The sequence below is a fragment of the Rhizobacter sp. genome, assembly GCA_019635355.1.
Lineage (GTDB): Bacteria > Pseudomonadota > Gammaproteobacteria > Burkholderiales > Burkholderiaceae_C > Rhizobacter.
Genome location: JAHBZQ010000001.1, coordinates 3,589,513 through 3,607,490, shown reverse-complemented (window position 1 = coordinate 3,607,490; position 17,978 = coordinate 3,589,513). Strand labels below are relative to the sequence as shown.

Annotated in this window: 16 protein-coding genes; 12 read left to right on the top strand and 4 right to left on the bottom strand. The window is 70.7% G+C overall.

The window, feature by feature from the left end; translation table 11 throughout:
- The first annotated feature begins 99 nt into the window (after nt 1-99).
- The 5 genes from gstA to KF892_16465 all read left to right on the top strand — a co-directional run bounded on the left by gstA (nt 100) and on the right by KF892_16465 (nt 4,130).
- Nucleotides 100-705 carry a glutathione transferase GstA gene (gene gstA / locus KF892_16485; protein MBX3626620.1) on the top strand — a complete coding sequence of 202 codons (606 nt, stop codon included), beginning with the start codon at nt 100-102 and terminating at the stop codon, nt 703-705.
- 22 nt (nt 706-727) lie between these two features.
- On the top strand, nt 728-1,081 hold the full coding sequence (locus tag KF892_16480) for a hypothetical protein (protein ID MBX3626619.1): 354 nt from the start codon (nt 728-730) through the stop codon (nt 1,079-1,081).
- Between the two features lie 76 nt (nt 1,082-1,157).
- The gene (locus tag KF892_16475; GenBank protein ID MBX3626618.1) at nt 1,158-1,937 is read left to right on the top strand and encodes an endonuclease/exonuclease/phosphatase family protein; all 780 of its coding nucleotides are present in this window, start codon (nt 1,158-1,160) and stop codon (nt 1,935-1,937) included.
- The gene (gene clsB, locus KF892_16470; GenBank protein MBX3626617.1) at nt 1,934-3,172 is read left to right on the top strand and encodes a cardiolipin synthase ClsB; all 1,239 of its coding nucleotides are present in this window, start codon (nt 1,934-1,936) and stop codon (nt 3,170-3,172) included. Before KF892_16475 ends, clsB begins: the two co-directional genes overlap by 4 nt.
- Complete coding sequence (locus KF892_16465) at nt 3,162-4,130, top strand: UPF0104 family protein (protein ID MBX3626616.1); 969 nt, start codon at nt 3,162-3,164, stop codon at nt 4,128-4,130. The genes clsB and KF892_16465 overlap by 11 nt, the downstream gene beginning before the upstream one ends.
- Here KF892_16465 and KF892_16460 read toward each other — a convergent pair.
- On the bottom strand, nt 4,105-5,715 hold the full coding sequence (locus tag KF892_16460; protein MBX3626615.1) for a thioredoxin fold domain-containing protein: 1,611 nt from the start codon (nt 5,713-5,715) through the stop codon (nt 4,105-4,107). The two genes, KF892_16465 and KF892_16460, sit on opposite strands and share 26 nt — an antisense overlap.
- Nucleotides 5,716-5,805: 90 nt before the next feature.
- Here KF892_16460 and KF892_16455 point away from each other — a divergent pair, with 90 nt between their 5' ends.
- Nucleotides 5,806-7,629 (top strand): AsmA family protein, encoded by a 1,824-nt coding sequence (locus KF892_16455; protein MBX3626614.1) that lies wholly within the window; start codon nt 5,806-5,808, stop codon nt 7,627-7,629.
- On the opposite strand, the gene KF892_16450 is transcribed toward KF892_16455, so the two are convergent.
- A complete protein-coding gene (locus KF892_16450) occupies nt 7,626-8,315 on the bottom strand; it encodes a hypothetical protein (GenBank protein ID MBX3626613.1) in 690 nt (229 codons plus the stop codon). The genes KF892_16455 and KF892_16450 overlap by 4 nt on opposite strands.
- Nucleotides 8,315-9,715, bottom strand: a complete 1,401-nt coding sequence (gene pabB / locus KF892_16445; GenBank protein ID MBX3626612.1) for an aminodeoxychorismate synthase component I — start codon at nt 9,713-9,715, stop codon at nt 8,315-8,317. Before pabB ends, KF892_16450 begins: the two co-directional genes overlap by 1 nt.
- A gap of 33 nt (nt 9,716-9,748) precedes the next feature.
- Between pabB and KF892_16440 the strand changes: the two genes are divergently transcribed.
- From KF892_16440 to bioD, 3 genes are read left to right on the top strand one after another with little or no spacing between them, the layout of a single operon-like run.
- On the top strand, nt 9,749-10,261 hold the full coding sequence (locus KF892_16440) for a DUF98 domain-containing protein (GenBank protein ID MBX3626611.1): 513 nt from the start codon (nt 9,749-9,751) through the stop codon (nt 10,259-10,261).
- Nucleotides 10,258-11,562 (top strand): adenosylmethionine--8-amino-7-oxononanoate transaminase, encoded by a 1,305-nt coding sequence (locus KF892_16435; GenBank protein ID MBX3626610.1) that lies wholly within the window; start codon nt 10,258-10,260, stop codon nt 11,560-11,562. The genes KF892_16440 and KF892_16435 overlap by 4 nt, the downstream gene beginning before the upstream one ends.
- Nucleotides 11,559-12,218: a dethiobiotin synthase gene (bioD, locus tag KF892_16430; GenBank protein MBX3626609.1), complete on the top strand. Its 660-nt coding sequence runs from the start codon at nt 11,559-11,561 to the stop codon at nt 12,216-12,218. Before KF892_16435 ends, bioD begins: the two co-directional genes overlap by 4 nt.
- A gap of 14 nt (nt 12,219-12,232) precedes the next feature.
- On the opposite strand, the gene KF892_16425 is transcribed toward bioD, so the two are convergent.
- Nucleotides 12,233-13,246 carry a hypothetical protein gene (locus KF892_16425; protein MBX3626608.1) on the bottom strand — a complete coding sequence of 338 codons (1,014 nt, stop codon included), beginning with the start codon at nt 13,244-13,246 and terminating at the stop codon, nt 12,233-12,235.
- A gap of 11 nt (nt 13,247-13,257) precedes the next feature.
- On the opposite strand from KF892_16425, the gene bioF reads away from it, so the two are divergent.
- Genes bioF through KF892_16410 form a run of 3 tightly spaced genes read left to right on the top strand, consistent with a single transcriptional unit; the run spans nt 13,258 to nt 17,818 of the window.
- A complete protein-coding gene (bioF, locus tag KF892_16420; GenBank protein MBX3626607.1) occupies nt 13,258-14,634 on the top strand; it encodes an 8-amino-7-oxononanoate synthase in 1,377 nt (458 codons plus the stop codon).
- A 28-nt stretch (nt 14,635-14,662) separates the two neighbouring features.
- The gene (locus KF892_16415) at nt 14,663-15,727 is read left to right on the top strand and encodes a cytochrome P450 (GenBank protein MBX3626606.1); all 1,065 of its coding nucleotides are present in this window, start codon (nt 14,663-14,665) and stop codon (nt 15,725-15,727) included.
- Nucleotides 15,728-15,775: 48 nt separating this feature from the next.
- Complete coding sequence (locus KF892_16410) at nt 15,776-17,818, top strand: NADPH-dependent 2,4-dienoyl-CoA reductase (GenBank protein ID MBX3626605.1); 2,043 nt, start codon at nt 15,776-15,778, stop codon at nt 17,816-17,818.
- Nucleotides 17,819-17,978: the final 160 nt, after the last annotated feature.

The following is a 17,978-nucleotide window of genomic DNA, read 5'->3' as shown; positions in this document are numbered from 1 at the left end:
CGCAATCCCCTCGGGGGATCGCCCGATGTACCCACCGGGCGAGGGGCCGTCATCCTCGCGGTGTAATGACCGCCCCTTTCACCACGACTTAGGCGGAACATGAAGCTCTACTACAGCCCCGGCGCCTGCTCGCTGTCCGTCCGCATCACCCTGCTCGAGTCCGGCCTGCCCTTCGAGGCCGTGCTCGCCAGCACCAAGACGCACCAGCTCGAAGACGGCACCGACTACTACACGATCAACCCCAAGGGTTACGTGCCCCTGCTGGAGCTCGACAACGGCGAGCGCCTGACCGAAGTGGCGGCGATCCAGCAGTACCTCGCCGACCAGGTGCCGGCCAAGAACCTCGCGCCCGCCAACGGCACCATGCCGCGCTATCGCCTGCAGGAGTGGCTGACCTTCATCGGCACCGAGCTGCACAAGTCCTATGGCCCACTCTTCAACCCCAACACCCCCGACGAACTGAAGAACGCCGCCAAGAGCCGCATCAACGGCCGCCTGGCCTACGTCAACGACCAGCTGGCCGGGAAGTCCTACCTGCTGGGCGACTACAGCGTGGCCGACAACTACCTCTTCGTGGTGCTCAACTGGTCGGGCCGCGTGGGCCTCGACCTCAGCGCCTTCCCGAACATCACGGCCTACATGGCCCGCATGGCGGCACGCCCCACCGTGCAGGCGGCCCTCAAGGCCGAAGGCCTGATCAAGTGACGCGCACGCGGGGGCTCGCACCATGCTGATGCTCCCGCTGCTGGTGGCGGCCACGGCCGCCCCGCTGCCCGGGGCGCCGGCCCCGGGCCACTACGACGCGCGCATGTGCGTCACCCTCAACACCCACACGCCCACCTGCGGCCCGATGGACGCGCGCGTCGACCCCGACGGCACGCTCACGCTGCGGGTCGACGACATCCGCTACGTGCTGAGCTTCGAGCAGGGCCTGCTGGTGGGCATCACGATGCACGGCGGCATGCAGATCGCCGAGTTCCTCTCCAGCTACCGCTGGGCGGGCGGCACGCTGCTCTTCGGCGACCGCAGCCGCGGCGCGCAGTACGAGGTGCAGCTCACGCCGGCCGCGCCCCAGCGCTGAATCGAGAAGGCGGCCTGCGCCCGCGGCCGGCCTTGTCCTACAGGCCCTCGCCGGGCCTGACGGTACAAAAACGGGCATGTCCCGCAACCCGCCCGACCGCCCCATGCCCGAGCTCGCCTTCAAGGTGATGACGGTCAACACCCACAAGGGCTTCACCTTCCTCAACCGCAAGTTCATCCTGCACGAGCTGCGCGAAGCCGTGCGCGCGGTCGGGGCCGACGTGGTCTTCCTGCAGGAGGTGCAGGGCGCGCACGAGAAGCACCCGTCGAAGTTCCTGAACTTCCCGGAAGACCCGCACTACGAGTTCCTCGCCGACGAGATCTGGCCCGAGTTCGCCTATGGCCGCAACGCGGTGTACCCCCATGGCCACCACGGCAATGCGGTGCTGTCGAAGTTCCCGATCGAGCACTACCAGAACCACGACGTCTCCATCGCCGGCCCCGAGCGGCGAGGGCTGCTGCATTGCGCGCTGCGCGTGCCCGGTCGCGAGCAGCGCATCCACGCCATCTGCGTGCACCTCGGCCTGAAGGAATCGCACCGCCGCCGCCAGCTCGAACTGCTGTGCAAGCTCGTGCACACCGAGGTGCCCGCCGACGCGCCGCTGGTGGTGGCCGGCGACTTCAACGACTGGCGCCACCGCGCCAACCCCATCCTCGAGCGCAACTGCGGCCTGCGCGAGGTCTTCGTGCATGCGCATGGCGAACACGTGCGCACCTTCCCCGCGCGCTGGCCCGTGCTCGCACTCGACCGCATCTACGTGCGCCACGCGCGCATCCACTCGCCGGTGGTGTTGCCGCGCCGGCCCTGGTCGCACCTGTCCGACCACGCCCCGCTCGTCGCGGAGATCTCGCTATGAATGACCGCGCGCGCTGGCAGCCGGGCAACCACTTCACGCTGCTGGAGAACGGCGAGGCCTTCTTCCCGGCAGTGTTCGAGGCGATCTCGCAGGCCCGGCGCGAGGTCATCATCGAGACCTTCATCCTTTTCGAAGACAAGGTCGGCAAGGCGCTGCACCAGGTGCTCGTCGAGGCGGCGCAGCGCGGCGTGCAGGTCGACCTGCTGATCGACGGCTTCGGCTCGCCGGACCTCTCGCCGCAGTTCATCGGCGAGCTCACGGCGGCCGGCGTGCGCATCCGCGTGTTCGACCCGCAAAAGCCCCTGCTCGGCATCCGCGCCAACGTGCTGCGCCGCATGCACCGCAAGATCGTCGTCATCGACGGCGAGCTCGCCTTCATCGGCGGCATCAACTACTCGGCCGACCACCTGCTCGACTTCGGCCCCGAGGCCAAGCAGGACTATTCGGTGAAGGTGCGCGGCCCCATCGTGTCGGACATCCACGGCTTCGTGCGCGCCGCGATCCACGAGCCGCATGGCCCACGGCGCTGGTGGTTCCACCGCAAGCCGGTGGCACCGCCCTCGCAGCAGCCGCACGCCGGCACCGCGCACGCGCTCTTCGTGACGCGCGACAACAACCACCACCGCGACGACATCGAGCGCCTCTACCGCGTGGCCATCCGCTCGGCGAAGAAGCGCGTGTGGATCGCCAACGCGTACTTCTTCCCCGGCTACCGCCTGCTGCGCGAGCTGCGCCGCGCGGCCCGGCGCGGCGTGGAGGTGCGGCTCATCCTGCAGGGCACACCCGACATGCCGATCGTGAAGTTCGGCGCCGAGCTGCTGCACGACCACCTGCTGCGCGCGGGCGTGAAGATCTACGAATACTGCCAGCGCCCCTTCCACGGCAAGGTGGCGCTGGCCGACGACGAATGGTCGACGGTGGGCTCCAGCAACCTCGACCCCCTGAGCCTCGCGCTCAACCTCGAGGCCAACGTCGTGATTCGCGACGGCGACTTCAACCGCCAGCTTGCGGAGCGGCTCGACAAGCTCGTCTGCGAAAGCTGCCGCGAGGTTGCGCCCGAGGGCAGCGGCAAGCCCACGCCGTGGCAGGTGGTGCGCAGCTTCGTCGTCTTCCACGTGCTGCGCCGCTTCCCGTACTGGGCCACCTGGCTGCCGCGACACTCGCCGGCCCTGGTGAACGCCGACCCGCCCAGCACCGCCGAGCGCGCCCCCGAGCACCGCACCCATGGCGTCTGAGACGGCGCCGGCCCCGCGTGTGCCGTTCACGCGGCGACCGTGGTGGCCGGCGCTCAGCCGCAGCGCGTCGGCCGTGTTCCTGGCCTTGGTGCTGTGGCTGGTGCTGCGCTATGCCCGCACAGTGAAGTGGGGCGAGGTGCTCGCGGCCATCGGCGACTACCCCGCCACCACCCTCATGGCCGCCGCCGCCCTCGCGATCGCCAGCCATACGCTCTACGCCACCTTCGACTTGCTGAGCCGCCGCTACACCGGCCACCAGCTGCCGGCCTGGCGAGTGCTCGCCACCGCCTTCACGAGCTACGCCTTCAACCTCAACTTCGGCTCGCTGGTGGGCGGCGTGGCCCTGCGCGCGCGGCTCTATTCGCGCCAGGGCCTGAGCGCAGCGCGCATCTCGCGCATCGTCGGCTTCAGCATGCTGACCAACTGGCTGGGTTATTTCGTGCTCGCGGGCGTGTGCTGCCTGTGGCAGCCCATCGCGGTGCCCGAAGCCTGGTCGCTCGGCGCTGGTGCGCTGCAGGTGCTGGGGGCGGCGCTCGTCGCCATCGCGGCCGGCTACGTGGCGCTGTGTTTTGCTTCGCCCCGGCGCAGCTTTGCGGTGCGCGGCCACCACCTGCACCTGCCGTCGGGGCGTGCGGCCCTGCTGCAGCTGGCACTCTCGGCGCTCAACTGGGGACTGATCGGCGCCACGGTCTACATGCTGCTGCCATCGCAAATCGACTACGCCGCTGCCCTCACCGCACTGCTCGCCGCCGCGGTGGCCGGGGTCGTGACCCATGTGCCGGGCGGCCTCGGGGTGCTGGAGGCGGTGTTCCTCACGCTGCTGTCACCGCCTGTCGCGCAGAGCACGCTGCTGGCCGCACTGCTGGTCTACCGGGCGCTGTACTACCTGGTGCCGCTGGCGCTCGCCGCCGTGCTCTACCTCGGCTTCGAGCTCAGGCTGAAGCCTTCTTCGGGCTGAGCAGGCTGCGGCAGGCGTCGCGCTGGCCGTCGGCCTCGGGCACCGCGGCGCACAGTGCATCGAGCCCGGTGCGCAGGCGCGACATCGCGTCGGCGTGGCCCGGGTTCTTCTTCTGCCAGGTCGCCAGCGTGTCGGCCACCCGCTGCAACGAGCGCGCGCTGCGCTCGTAGAACGCATTCGGCTGCGCGGCTGCTTCGCGCAGCACCTGCAGCGCGGCGGCCTCGATGCGCGCTTCGTCCTGCGGGGCCAGCTCCACGAGCGTGGCCACATGGGCCGCGCCCCACTGCAGGCGTGTGGCCGGGCCCTCGCTGCGCCGCCAGGCCTCTTCGCTCCAGCGCAGGGCTTCCGCGCGGTCGCCGCGCTTCTTCGCGTTGCTCGCCAGGCTCGACATCAGGTAGTAGGGCGAGTGGCTGCGGGCGAGGTTGGCCTTGAGCAGGGCATCGGACTCGGGCGCCGCCCCGGCCTCGCGCAGCAAGTAGGCCAGCGTGGGGATCACCGCTTGCCGCTCGTAGCCGTCGGTCGTCTCGCGGTCCAGGCGTGCGACCTGCTCGCGGATGTCGCTCATCAGCGCGGGCGGCACGCCGCGAGCGGCGTCGAGGCGGGCCAGCTGCACGCGGGCGATGGAGGCACTGGCCCGGTCGGCGCGCGACAGGGTCACGTCGTTGGCGAGGCCAGCCAGGCTGGCGTCGAAGGCGTCGATCACCGCCGTGCGGGCCTTGTCACCGGCCGGTGCGAACGCCTTGGCGAGGGCCTCGGCGTGGTTGGCCAGCACGTCCATCTGCACCCGCGACGCCTCGGCGCTGCGCAGCACCGCGAGAAACCGCTCGCGCGCCTTCGCATCGGGGCGTGGCGCTTCCGCCGCCGCCCAGGCTTTGAGGAAGAGGCGCGTGCCGGCCTCGGCCTGCGCGGGCGGGCACGCGGCGGCCAGCTCGCGCAGGGCGGCCGGCAGTTGTTTCGGGGGCAGCACCTGGGCCTGCGCGTCGCCGGCGTCGGTCTCCCAGGAATAGAAGGCCAGCAGCTGCCACTCGCCCGCGCTCAACGCCCGCCCGGCGCGGGCATCGGCCAGCACGGCCTTCACCGGCCGCTGCATGGCGAGGGCCAGCGTCAGCACCTGCGTGATCTGCTGCGCGTCGACCTCGCCGGGCAGGCGCGTCATCTCCTGGCCGGCCGGGCTCAAGAGCACCAGCGTCGGGTAGCCGCGCACCTTGAAACGCGCGCCGAGCTTCTGCGCGCCGGGCCGGTCGCCGTCGAGGTAGACCGGCACGAAGGCACGGGTGCGCTCGATGAAGTCCTGCCGGTTGAAGAGCGTGGCCTTGAGCTGGTTGCAGGGCGGGCACCACTCGGCACCCCAGTACAGCAGCACCGGCTTGCCTTGCTCGCGGGCCTGGGCGAAGGCGGCGTCGACTTCGGCCTCGGTGCTGGCGGCGAGCCAGGCGATGCCCGCCGCGGCCGGCGTGCCAATGGGCGCCGGCACCACCAGCGCCGTGGCACTGGCGGGCGGGGCCGGGGCGGCGACGGGCGCCGCGGGCCGCTCGCAGGCGGCGAGCGCGGCGGTGGCGACCACGAGACAAGCGAAGCGCAGCATGGGCACGAGCGTAACGCCACCCTCGTCCTACACGTCAACGCGGGGTTGGCCGGGCGCCCATGAACCCGTCGCGACCTAGCATTCCCCCGCATGACCCCACCGCCGCGCACCCTTGTGGCCCTGCTGGGCGCCTCGGGCGTCCTGCTGGTGCTCACGCTCCTGATGGCGGACTGGAACTGGGCACGCCCGGCCGTGGTGCGCTACCTCGAGCACAAGTCGAAGCGCGAGGTGCAGGTCGACGACCTGCAGATCCGCCTCGACGCCGACTGGCAACCCGTCGTGCGCCTGCGCGGGTTGCGCGTCGCCAATGCGCCCTGGGCGAGCGGCGACCGGCCCTTCATCACCGCCCGCGAGGCCAGCTTCACCTTCGACTGGGCCACGCTCTTTTCCCACGTGCGCGTGATGCGCCGCATGCACCTCGTCGAGGCCGACGTCGACCTGCAACGGCAGCCCGACGGCCTGCGCAACTGGCGCCTCACCCGCCCCGACGACCGCGGCGGCGCGCGCATGCGCATCCAGCGCCTGCAGGCCGAGCGCAGCCGCCTCACGCTCAGCCACCCCGGCCTCGGGCTCACGCTGGAGGCGCATTCGACACCGCTGGCGCAACCGCACGACGGCCGCACGCAACGCATTGCCTTCCAGGGCCGCTTCGGCGACGCCGCCTGGTCGGGCCAGGCCGAAGCGGGGCCTGTGCTCAGCATGGTCGACACCGGCGAGCGTTTCCCATTGCGCGGCGAGGCCCGAAGCGGTGGCACCACGCTCGCCGTGCAGGGCGAGATCGCCGACCTGATGCAGCTGTCGGCGGTCGACACCCGGGTGCAGCTGCGCGGCGAGACGCTGGCGCAGCTGCACGCCTTCCTGCCGCGGGGCGAGTGGCCGGCCTCACGGCCCTATCGCTTCGACGGCCAGCTGGCGCGCGAGGGCGCGAGCTGGGTGGCGCGTGACGCGAAGCTCCTGCTCGGCCGCTCCGACCTCGCCGGCGAGGCGCGCTACACACCGGCCCGCTCGCGAGAGGGGCGTGCGTCGCTGCAGGCCAACACGAAGAGCGAACTGCTGCGGCTGGACGACCTGCCCTCGCGCCAGGGCGAGCCCGTCGTGCCGCTGAAGGCCGGGCCCGCGTCGGCCACGCGCGTGCTGCCGCAGCGTGCCCTGCCCTTCGACAGCGTGCGCCGCCTCGATGCACGAATCACCGTGCAGGTCGACACGCTCGAAGCGCCCACCTGGCCGTCAGCGCACCAGCTGAAAGCCAGTGCCACGCTCGACGGCGGCGACCTGCAGCTCCAGCTGCAACAGGCGGAACTGGCCGGCGGCCGCTGGCAAGGGCGCTTCTCGCTCGGCACCCGCGGCAAGGCGCCCGAGGCCGCGTTGCAACTCAGCGCGCGCGGCGTGAAGCCCACCCAGCTCTGGCCCACGCTCGCACGCCAGACCGACGTTGAAGACGTCCAATGGCCCACGGTCACCGGCTCACTCACGCTGAGCACGCTCGGGCCCACCCTCGCCAGCTGGTGGCGCGGCCTCGACGGCCAGCTCGACCTGCGTTTCGCCGGCGGCAGCCTGCCGAAGAAGCTCGACGCCCGTCTCGGCCTGCACGCCGGCCGCCTGCTGAGCTCGCTGGTCGGCGGCGACAAGCCGGTGCCCATCCGCTGCGGGGCGGTGTCGCTCGCGTTCTCGGGCGGGGTGGGCCGCACCAAGGCCCTGGTGCTGGAGACCGAGCGCACCCAGGTGCAAGGCATCGGCAGCGTGCGCCTGGCCGACGAGAGCTGGGCGCTGGTGCTCACGCCCGAGGCCCATGGCGGCACGCTGCCGGCGTCGATCGTGGCGCAGGGCACCTTCCGGGCGGCGAAGGTGGAGCTCGCACAGCGCGAGGCGCTGCCGGCGGCGTCTCCTTCGTCATCGCACGGCAGTTGCGCCTAAAGCAAACCCTGCGCGTCGTCGTGCCGCCAGCCCTCGAGCGGCGTGGCCCGCGCCAGCGCCATCCACAGCGGCAGCGACATGCTCATCGCCCGCTTCGGCGCCGGGCGCAGCACCTCCAGCGCCGCACCCTCGGCGGCCATCACGCCGAACTCGGGCGGAATCTCGTCGGCCTCGGCGATGCCACGCGCGATCACGTACCAGCACTCGCCGCTGAGCTGCAGGTAGGCGTGGCGCTTGGCCTCGCGCCGCAGGTCCGACAGCAGGTCGGCGCGGCTCACCTTGATCTCGTGCACGATGGGTTCGAGGTAGGCCTCGACGGTGGTGTGGCGGATGGAGAACACATCGGGCATGGCCATGACCCATTGCGACTCATCGCCCTCCCCCACCTTGGCGCGCAAGGCGAGGCCGCGCCAGGCGAGGCGGCCGGCGCGCGTCATCTCGCGCGCCACACGTTCGACCAGGTGTTCGTGTGCATCGCGCCGCGCGCGGTTGCGCTGCAGCGTGTCGGCGAGCACCGCCACCCCGGCATCGGTCACGCGCAAGGTCTCGTGGCCGCTCGGCTGGCGCACGCGTTCGATGAGGCCGGCCGCAAGCAGCTCCACTTCCACCAGGTCCTGGCAGGGCCAGCCCGCCGAACGCCAGATCTCGCGCAGGCGGCGGCTGTGCAGCGCGCTGAGCCCGGCCATCAGCTGCCCCGCAAGGCTTGCACGATGAAGCGGCCTTTTGCTTCGGTCTCGGCGAGTTCCCTGGCCGGGTCGGAATCGGCCACCACCGCGCCGCCGAGCTGCACCATCACCCGCGCGCCGTGCACGATGGCCGTGCGGATCACCACCGAGAGGTCCATCGCGCCGCTCGCATCGAAGTAGCCGATCGCGCCCGCATACGGCCCACGCCGCACCGGCTCCAGCGCCTCGATGATCTCCATCGCCCGCACCTTGGGTGCACCGGTCATCGAGCCCGGGGGCCAGCAGGCGCGCAGGAGGTCGGCCACGCCCAGGTCGTCGCGCAAGGTGGCGCGAATGGTCGACACCAACTGCCACACGCTCGGGTGCGGCTCGGCCTCGAAGAGCCGCTCCACCTTCACGCTGCCCACCTGCGCCACGCGGCCCAGGTCGTTGCGCATCAGGTCGACGATCATGAGGTTCTCGGCACGGTCCTTCACGCTGTGCGTGAGGGCGAGGCGCTGCGCGTCATCTCGCGCCGGATCGGCCTCGCGCGGCAGCGTGCCCTTGATCGGCCGCGCGGTGACCACCCGGCCCGCAGGCGTGCAGTCGAGCTTCAGGAAACGCTCGGGCGACACGCTCGCGATCGCAAACCCATCGCCCGGCAGGTAGGCCGAAAACGGCGCCGGGTTGCGCGCGGTGAGCGCGCGGTACAGCGCATACGGGTCGCCCTCGAACGGCGCTTCGAGCCGGTGCGACAGGTTGGCCTGGAAGATGTCGCCGGCCGCGATGTAGTCGAGCACCTGCTGCACCTGGCCGAGGTAGCGTGCCGGCGGCGTGCGCGACTGCGGCGCGCCGGCCTGGAAGCGGCCCGCGGCCGGCGTGCGCGCGGTGGCACAGGCGCGTGTCGTCGCCCACACGCGCTGGCGTGTCTCGGCATCGCCCCAGGGCGTGGCCCGCTCGCACCAGTACCAGGTGCCGCTCGCGTGGTCGTGCGCGTAGAGGTGATCGCACAGGTGCAGGCGCATCGCGGGCAGCGCCGGCTCGTCGGCCGCGATGGACGGCAGGCGCTCGACGAAACGCGCGAGGTCATAGCCGAGGTGGCCCACGAGCCCGCCCGCGAAGCCGAGGCCCGCGGGCCGCGCCGCCGTGTCGGCCGGCAGCTGCGACAGCACCGAGGCGATGGCCTCGAAGGGGTCGGCCCATTCGGCCAGCACATGGCGGCTCACCGCGTCGACGAGCGTCGTGCGCGAGCCTCGCGTTTCGAGCGTGGCCACGGCCGGGCCCGTGACCCACGACCAGCCGCCCAAACCGGGCATCTGCTTGCTGCTTTCGAGCAGCACCGTGCCGTCGACCGCGCCCAGGCGTGCGTAGAGGTCTTGCGGCGTCGCGTGGAGCGTGGCCGGTACGATGCTGGGTTTCACAAAACCAAAACCGCCAGGGACAAGAAGAAGCAAATGAGTGTAGATCGACACCCCTTCCCGCCCGACCCGCAACACGCGCCGCTGCTGCGCGCGTTGATGGCGCTCGACGGCTCGACCACGCGTGTGTGCGAAGCCATCGCGCAAGCACCGATGACGGTGCAGCTGCTGTCGCAACAGCAGACCGACAGCGTGCCGCCCGGCGTGCGCGAGCAGCTCGGCGGCGAGCGTTACCTGCACCGTGTGACGAGCCTGCACGCCCACGGCCGTGTGTTGATGGACAACCTCTCCTACACCCGGCTCGATGCGGTGCCCGACTGGTTCCTCGCCAAGCTCGACGAAGGCGTGGCCCCCATCGGCCACCTGCTGCAAAAACTCTTCGTGCAACGCGAGCCGCTCCAGAGCACCCCCGAGATCGAAAGCGCGCTGTGGCAGCACGTCGGCCACCCCGACCTGCGCGCGAGCCGCTGCTACCGCATCGTCACCGAGCGCGGGCCGCTGATGCTCATCTTCGAAACCTTCCGCAGCGGCATGGTGGTGAACGCATGAGCACACTTGCAGCACGCAGCGTGCAGGCGGTGTGGCACCCCTGCAGCCAAATGAAGCAGCACGAGACCCTGCCGCCGTTGCCGGTCGCCCGCGCACAAGGCGTGTGGCTCTACGACCCTGACGGCAAGCGTTACCTCGACGCCATCAGCTCCTGGTGGGTCAACCTCTTCGGCCACGGCCACCCGCACATCACCGCATCGCTGCACCAGCAGCTCGACACGCTGGCGCACGTGATGCTCGCCGGCTGCACGCACGAGCCGGTGGTGGCGCTCTCCGAAAAACTCGGCGCGCTCACCGGCCTCGGCCACGCGTTCTATGCGAGCGACGGCGCCTCGGCCACCGAGATCGCGCTCAAGATGAGCGCGCATTACTGGCGCAACCACGGCAAGTTCAGGAAGACCCGCTTCATCGGCCTGCGCAACGGCTACCACGGCGAAACCGCGGGTGCGCTGTCGGTCACCGACATCCCACTCTTCCGCGATGCGTATGGCCCGCTGCTGCGCATCAGCGCCACCGTGCCCACGCCCGATGCACGCAAGGCCGCGCCGGGTGTCTCGGCCGAGGAGCACCTGCTGCACTGCGTGCAGGCCCTGCAGGCCTACCTGGAAGTGCACCACGCGGAGACGGCCGCGCTCATCGTCGAGCCGCTGGTGCAGTGCGCCGCCGGCATCGCCACCTACGACCCGGCCTACCTGCGCGAGGCGCGCGCCCTGTGCGACCGCTACGAGGTGCACCTGGTGGCCGATGAGATCGCGGTGGGCTTCGGCCGCACCGGCAGCCTCTTCGCCTGCGAGCAGGCCCGCGTGCGGCCCGACTTCATGTGCCTGTCGAAGGGCATCACGAGCGGCACGCTGCCGCTGTCGCTCGTGCTCACCACCGATGAGGTCTACGCCGCGTTCTACGACGACCGGGTGGCGCGTGGCTTCCTGCACTCGCACTCGTACACCGGCAACCCGCTCGCCTGCCGCGCGGCGCTGGCCGTGCTCGAAGTCTTCGAGCAGCGCGACTGGATGGCCGCCAACCGCGAGACCGCCGCGCGCCTCACCGCACTGTGCGCGCCGCTGATGCAGCACGAGAAGGTGTTGCGCACGCGCCAGATCGGCATGATGTGGGGCTTCGACATCGACACCGACGACCCCGGCTTTGCACGCCGTTATCACATGGCCGCGCTGCAACGCGGGCTGCTGCTGCGGCCCATCGCCAACACGCTGTACTTCATGCCGCCGTATGTGATCGACGAGGAAGAGTCGGCGTGGCTGGCCGACGGTGCGCTCGCGGCCTTGAACGAAGCGCTCGCATGACGGTGGGCTACTTCGTGACGGGCACCGACACCGAAGTCGGCAAGACCCTCATCAGCTCAGCGCTGCTGTTGCATCTGCGAAAGCAGCACGCACGCGTCGTCGGCATGAAGCCGGTCGCGGCCGGCACGGTGCCGATGGCGCACGGCGACGACAACGAAGACGTGGTGGCGATGCGCGCCTGCAGCTCGATCCAGGTGCCGCGCGAGCTCGACAACCCGTACTGCCTGCCGCTGCCGATGTCACCCCACCTCGCGGCACGCGCGGCGGGTGTGCGCATCGAGCTGCCGTTGCTCGTCGAGCGCTACCGCCAGCTGGCCGCACAAGCCGATGCCGTGGTGGTCGAAGGCGCCGGCGGTTTTTTCGTGCCCCTCAACGAGCGCGAGACCGGCGCCGACCTCGCGCAGGCGCTGCAGCTGCCGGTGCTGCTCGTCGTCGGCCTGCGCCTGGGCTGCCTCAACCACGCGATGCTCACCGCCGAAGCCATCGGCGCGCGTGGCCTCACGCTGGCCGGCTGGGTGGCCAACCGCATCGACCCGCAGATGGCCTCGCCCGACGACAACATCGCCTACTTGCAAGAGCACCTCGGCGCGCCGATGTGGGCCGACGTGCCGCGGATGGCGGTGCCAGAGCCGCAGCACGTTCAGTGGCGGGTTTGAAGTCCCGCCTGGGCTCACTGGTGAGAAGCGGTCCAGCTGCCTGAAGTTCCGCTGTCGACCCACGTACCACTACCCGCGTAAGGTGTCGACAGGCTGCCCGTGAGACTGCCACCGGTTGAGAGGCTCAGGGACACCGAGCCACTGGGCGTCACCGTACCCGCGACAGTAAAGGAAGCACCGCCGGTGACGTTGCAGGTGCCGCTGACGTTCCCGCTGCTCGAAATCAGCAGCGATGGGCAATTGCCGGACACACCCCCGTTGAAGCCAACGCGCCAAGCCCCCTGGAAACGGCTGACGGTGCTGCCCTGCGATGCGCGTACAGGCCCGCCGATGGCCGACAGCACCTGTGTGGAGGTCGACGTCGTGATGGAGCCACTGGTCGTCGTTGTCGTGTTGAAGTCGCAGCGCACCACGTACCCTCGGTCGACGGCGTACCAGCAGGTGCTCGTCTGCTGGTTGCTGGTCGTGGCGCTCAGCGTGTTGCTTGCTTGGCGGGTGACCCTGTAAGTCTCAAAGGTGCCAGCGGGAACCGTGATGGCCTCCCGCGCGACCACCTGGCCAGACTGAGTAGTCTGGATAACGCCGTTGCAACCGGACGGCGAGGTTGTCGACGTGACCGACCAGCTCTGGCCCACCGATCGCGGAGAAGGCGGCGCCACCTGAGCCGGAGGAGAGAACTGGCAATTGATCGATCCGTTGACGCTCGTCATATAGCCGACCTGCGCCGAATTCAGGTAGGCGGTGTACGAAGCGATGGCGAGAGAGCTCGTGCCCACGCGCAGGTTGGTGCCGTCAGGCGCCACGCTCGAGATGGTCGTGATGTTGCGGTAGCTCGAGGTCGACGACCCAGCGGGCGTGAACGAATAGTCGTAGACGTAGTAGTCACCCGCCATGAGGGCCGGCGGGGGTGCGTCATCGCCGCCACCGCCTCCTCCACACGAAATCAAACCCAGCGCGGGCACGATGGCCAATGCGCGCAGCGAGACACGGGCGCGGGCAAGCCGCGCCTTTCGGTTTTCGATCTTCATGAACCTCCCTGATGAGGCGCGATGTGCGCCCGAAATGCAGAGGCTGCGAATGCAGCCTCTTCCCTTTGCGAGCCGGTTTCGTCATCTGCGAACTTCGGCCTTCAAATCCGAGGGCAATTCTGCCGCCGAGCGCGATCCCTAGAACGCAAGGGCCTCCTAGAATCGCGGGCCGTGTTAACCCTAGTCCGCGCGATGAAGCAACGCTCGCTCGGCCTCGCCCTTTGAGTCACGACCACGACCAGCGGTTGGCGGCCCTCGACGCCGCCAGCCTGCGCCGCACCCGCCGCGTGGTGCAGGCCAAGGACGGCCCGCACCTCACGGTCGATGGTGCACCGCTGCTCTCCTTCGCCAGCAACGACTACCTCGGCCTCTCGCAGCACCCTGCACTGATCGCCGCGGCGCAGGAGGCGGCGGCGCGTTACGGCGTGGGCGCCACCTCGTCGCCGCTGGTGTGCGGCCACGAAGGGCCGCACGAGGCGCTGGAGGCCGAACTGGCCGCCTTCGTGGGCCGCCCGCGTGCGCTCTACTTCGGCTCGGGTTACCTCGCCAACGTGGGGTTGGTGCCGGCGCTCGTGGGCCGCGGTGACGCGGTGTTCAGCGACGCCCTCAACCACGCCTGCCTGATCGACGGCGTGCGGCTGGCGCGGGCCGAGGCGCACGTCTACCCGCACGTGGACCTGGCGGCACTCGCCGCACAGCTCGCCGCCTCCACCGCACAGCGCAAGCTCGTCGTCACCGATGCCGTCTTCAGCATGGACGGCAACATCGCCCCCCTGCGCGAGCTCCTGGCCCTGTGCGAGCAGCACGATGCGCTGCTGATGGTCGACGATGCCCACGGCTTCGGCGTGCTCGGGCCGCAGGGCCGCGGCAGCGCCGCCCACCTGGGCATGGCAGGTTCGCCGCGCCTGCTCTACATGGCCACGCTCGGCAAGGCCTCGGGCTGCGCCGGGGCCTTCGTGGCCGGCGAGGCCGATGCCGTCGAGTGGGTGATGCAACGCGCCCGCACCTACATCTTCGCCACGGCCACCCCGGCGATGGTGGCCGCCGCAGTGCGCGCCAGCCTGCGGGTGATCGCCGAAGAAGACTGGCGGCGCGAGCACGTGGCAGCGCTCACCCGGCGCCTGCGCGCCGGCATGGTTGGCCTGCCCTGGCGGCTGCTCGCCTCGGACACCTGCATCCAGCCGCTCATCGTGGGCGAGAACCAGCCCACGCTCGACCTCGCCGCCGCCTTGCGCGAGCGCGGGCTGTGGGTGCCGGCCATCCGCCCGCCCACGGTGCCGGCCGGCACGGCGCGGCTGCGCATTTCGCTGTCAGCCGCCCACCGCAACGAAGATGTCGACCGCCTGCTGAACGCATTGGCCGACGTTTCGACACGGCCCGAAGCATGACGCGCGGGGGTGCCGCCACACTGGCGACATGAACCCGCTGCTCACCGCCCCCCACCAGCCCGACCCCTACCCGCTCTACGCCCAGCTGCGCGCCGCGCTCCCGGGCGGCCTGCACCACGACGCCGAGCTGGGCTTGTGGGTCGCCAGCAGCGCCGCCGCCGTGCAGGCGGTGCTGCAACACCCGGCCCTGCGCGTGCGCCCACCCGCCGAGCCGGTGCCGCGCACAGTGGCCGGCACGCCGTCGGGCGCGGTGTTCGGCGGGCTGATGCGGCAGAACGACGGGCCAGTGCACCAAAAAGGCAAGGCCTGGGCCACCCCCTTCCTGCAGCGCGACTGGCAGGTCGGCGAGGCGGCGCACCGCGTCGTGCGCGAGGGCGCCTCCCCCAGCGCGGCAGACCTGAACGGCCTGCTCTTCGAAGCCCCGGTGCGGGTGCTGTGGGCGCTGCTGCACGGAGCCGACGACGCCGGCACGCTGCCGAGCGATGTGCGCGGGCTCATCGCAAGCTGGTCGCCCACGGCCGATGCGTCGACGCGCGAGCGTGGCAACGAGGCCGCGGCCCGCCTGCTCGCCCGCTGCGAGGGCGACGCGAACCGCGTCGGCCTCTTCACCCAGACCTGCGAGGCCACGGCCGGCCTCATGGGCGCGGTGCTCGTGGCCCTGCAGCGCGAGCCGGGCCTGCGCGCGCAGTGGCAGGCCGACCCGTCACTCGACGACGCCCTGGCGCTCGAAGTGGCGCGCCACGACGCTCCGGTACAGAACACGCGCCGGTTCGCCGCCGAAGACTGCGAGGTCCACGGCCTCACGGTGAAAACCGGCGATGCGATCCTCGTGCTGCTGGCCAGCGCCAACCGCGACCCGGCCGCCAACCCCGATCCCGATCGTTTCGATCTCCAGCGCCCCACACCGCGGTGCTTCACCTGGGGCCTGGGCGGCCACGCCTGCCCCGGTGCGACCCTGTCGCGCCGCATCGCGATGGCGCTGCTGCGCGCGTGGCACGACGAAGACGCGATCGGCATCGCCACGGCCACCCGGCACTGGTACCACCGCCCGTCACCCAACGGCCGCCTCGCGCAGTTCGGCACGGCCACCTGAGGGTGAACCTCTAACCTGAATTGAGACGGCGCGCCTAGCATCGCGCCCATGACTGCCTACCCCCACCTGCTCGCCCCGCTCGACCTCGGCTTCACCACCCTCAAGAACCGCGTGCTGATGGGCAGCATGCACACCGGCCTGGAAGACGGCCGCAAGAAATTCCCCGCCATGGCCGCCTTCTTCGCCGAGCGTGCGCGCGGCGGCGTGGGACTCATGGTGACGGGCGGCTTCGCACCCAACATCGAAGGCTGGGCGGCACCCTTCGCCGGCACGCTCTCCACCCACGCAGCCGCCAAGCGCCACAAGCTCGTGACCGACGCGGTGCACGCCGAGGGCGGCAAGATCGCGCTGCAGATCCTGCACACCGGGCGTTACGGCTACCAGCCTTTCTGCGTGGCGCCGTCGCGCATCCAGTCGCCCATCTCGCCCTTCACGCCACGCGCCTTGAGCGCCCGTGGCATCGAGCGCCAGATCAAGGCCTTCATCCGCTGCTCGGTGCTGGCACGCGAAGCCGGCTACGACGGCGTCGAGATCATGGGCAGCGAGGGCTACTTCATCAACCAGTTCCTTGTCACCCACACCAACCAGCGCGACGACGAGTGGGGCGGGAGTTATGAGAACCGCATGCGCCTGCCGGTCGAGATCGTGCAGCGCGTGCGCGAGGCGGTGGGCCAGGACTTCATCCTCATCTACCGCCTGTCGATGCTCGACCTCATCCCCGACGGCAGCTCCTGGGCCGAGGCAGTGCAGCTCGGCAAGGCCGTGGCGCAAGCGGGTGCGACGATCATCAACACCGGCATCGGCTGGCACGAAGCGCGCATCCCGACGATCGCCACCAGCGTGCCGCGCGGCGCCTTCACCTGGGTGACGAAGAAGATGCGCGCCGAGCTGCGCGCGGCTGGCCTCACCATCCCGCTCATCACCAGCAACCGCATCAACATGCCCGAGGTCGGCGAGCAGGTGCTGGCCGACGGCTGCGCCGACATGGTGAGCCTCGCGCGCCCGCTGCTGGCCGACCCCGAGTTCGTCAACAAGGCCGCGGCCGCGAAGCCCGAGACCATCAACACCTGCATCGCCTGCAACCAGGCCTGCCTCGACCACACCTTCAAGGCGCAGCTCGCGAGCTGCCTCGTCAACCCACGCTCGGGCCACGAGACGACGCTCATCCTGCACCGCGCGCCGGTGCGCAAGCGCATCGCCGTCGTCGGCGCTGGCCCGGCAGGCTTGGCCGCCTCGACCACCCTCGCCGAGCGCGGCCACACGGTCACGCTCTTCGACGCCGCGGCCGAGATCGGCGGCCAGTTCAACATGGCCAAGCGTGTGCCCGGCAAGGAAGAGTTCAGCGAAACCCTGCGCTACTTCACCCACCGGCTCCAAGCCACCGGGGTCGACCTGAAGCTGAACACCCGCGTGAGTGCCGACGACCTGCGCGGCTTCGACGAGGTGATCCTCGCCACCGGCGTCACGCCACGCGACCCCAAGATCCCCGGCAGCGACGGCCCCAACGTGCTCAGCTACATCGACGTGCTGCTGCACCAGAAGCCCGTCGGCGAGCGCGTGGCGATCATCGGCGCGGGCGGCATCGGCTTCGACGTGGCCGAGTACCTCGTCACCGCGCCGGGCCACTCACCCACGCTCAACCTGCAGGAGTGGCTCGCCGAGTGGGGGGTGGCCGACCCCGAGCAGGTGCGCGGCGGCGTGACCCGCGCCCAACCCACGCCCCCGGCCCGCCAGGTCACGCTGCTCCAGCGCAAGCCCGGCAAGCTGGGCAAGACCCTCGGTAAGACCACCGGCTGGATCCACCGTGCGACTTTGCAGATGAAACGCGTCGAGATGATCGGCGGCGTGAACTACGAGCAGATCACGCCGCAGGGCCTTTTCATCACCTACGGTGAAGCCCGCAAGGACGGGCAACTGATCGAATGCGACACCGTGGTGCTGTGCGCGGGGCAGGAGCCTTTGCGCGAGCTGTTGGAGCCCTTGAAGGCGGCAGGCGTCTCGGTGCACCTCATCGGCGGCGCCGATGAGGCGGCAGAGCTGGATGCAAAGCGGGCGATCGACCAGGGAACGCGGCTCGCCGCTCGCCTGTAGTTCGGAGCGATGTGGGTACCCAGAAGTAGCACGCCGGTGCCACGCGCGGGGGCCGGGTGTCGCATGGAGCGAAGTAAAGGGGGAGAGAAAGATCGCGGGAGCGAGCTTTCTCGGAGGACATGAGCGGAATGCGACACCCGGCCCCCGCGCGCCGCTCAAG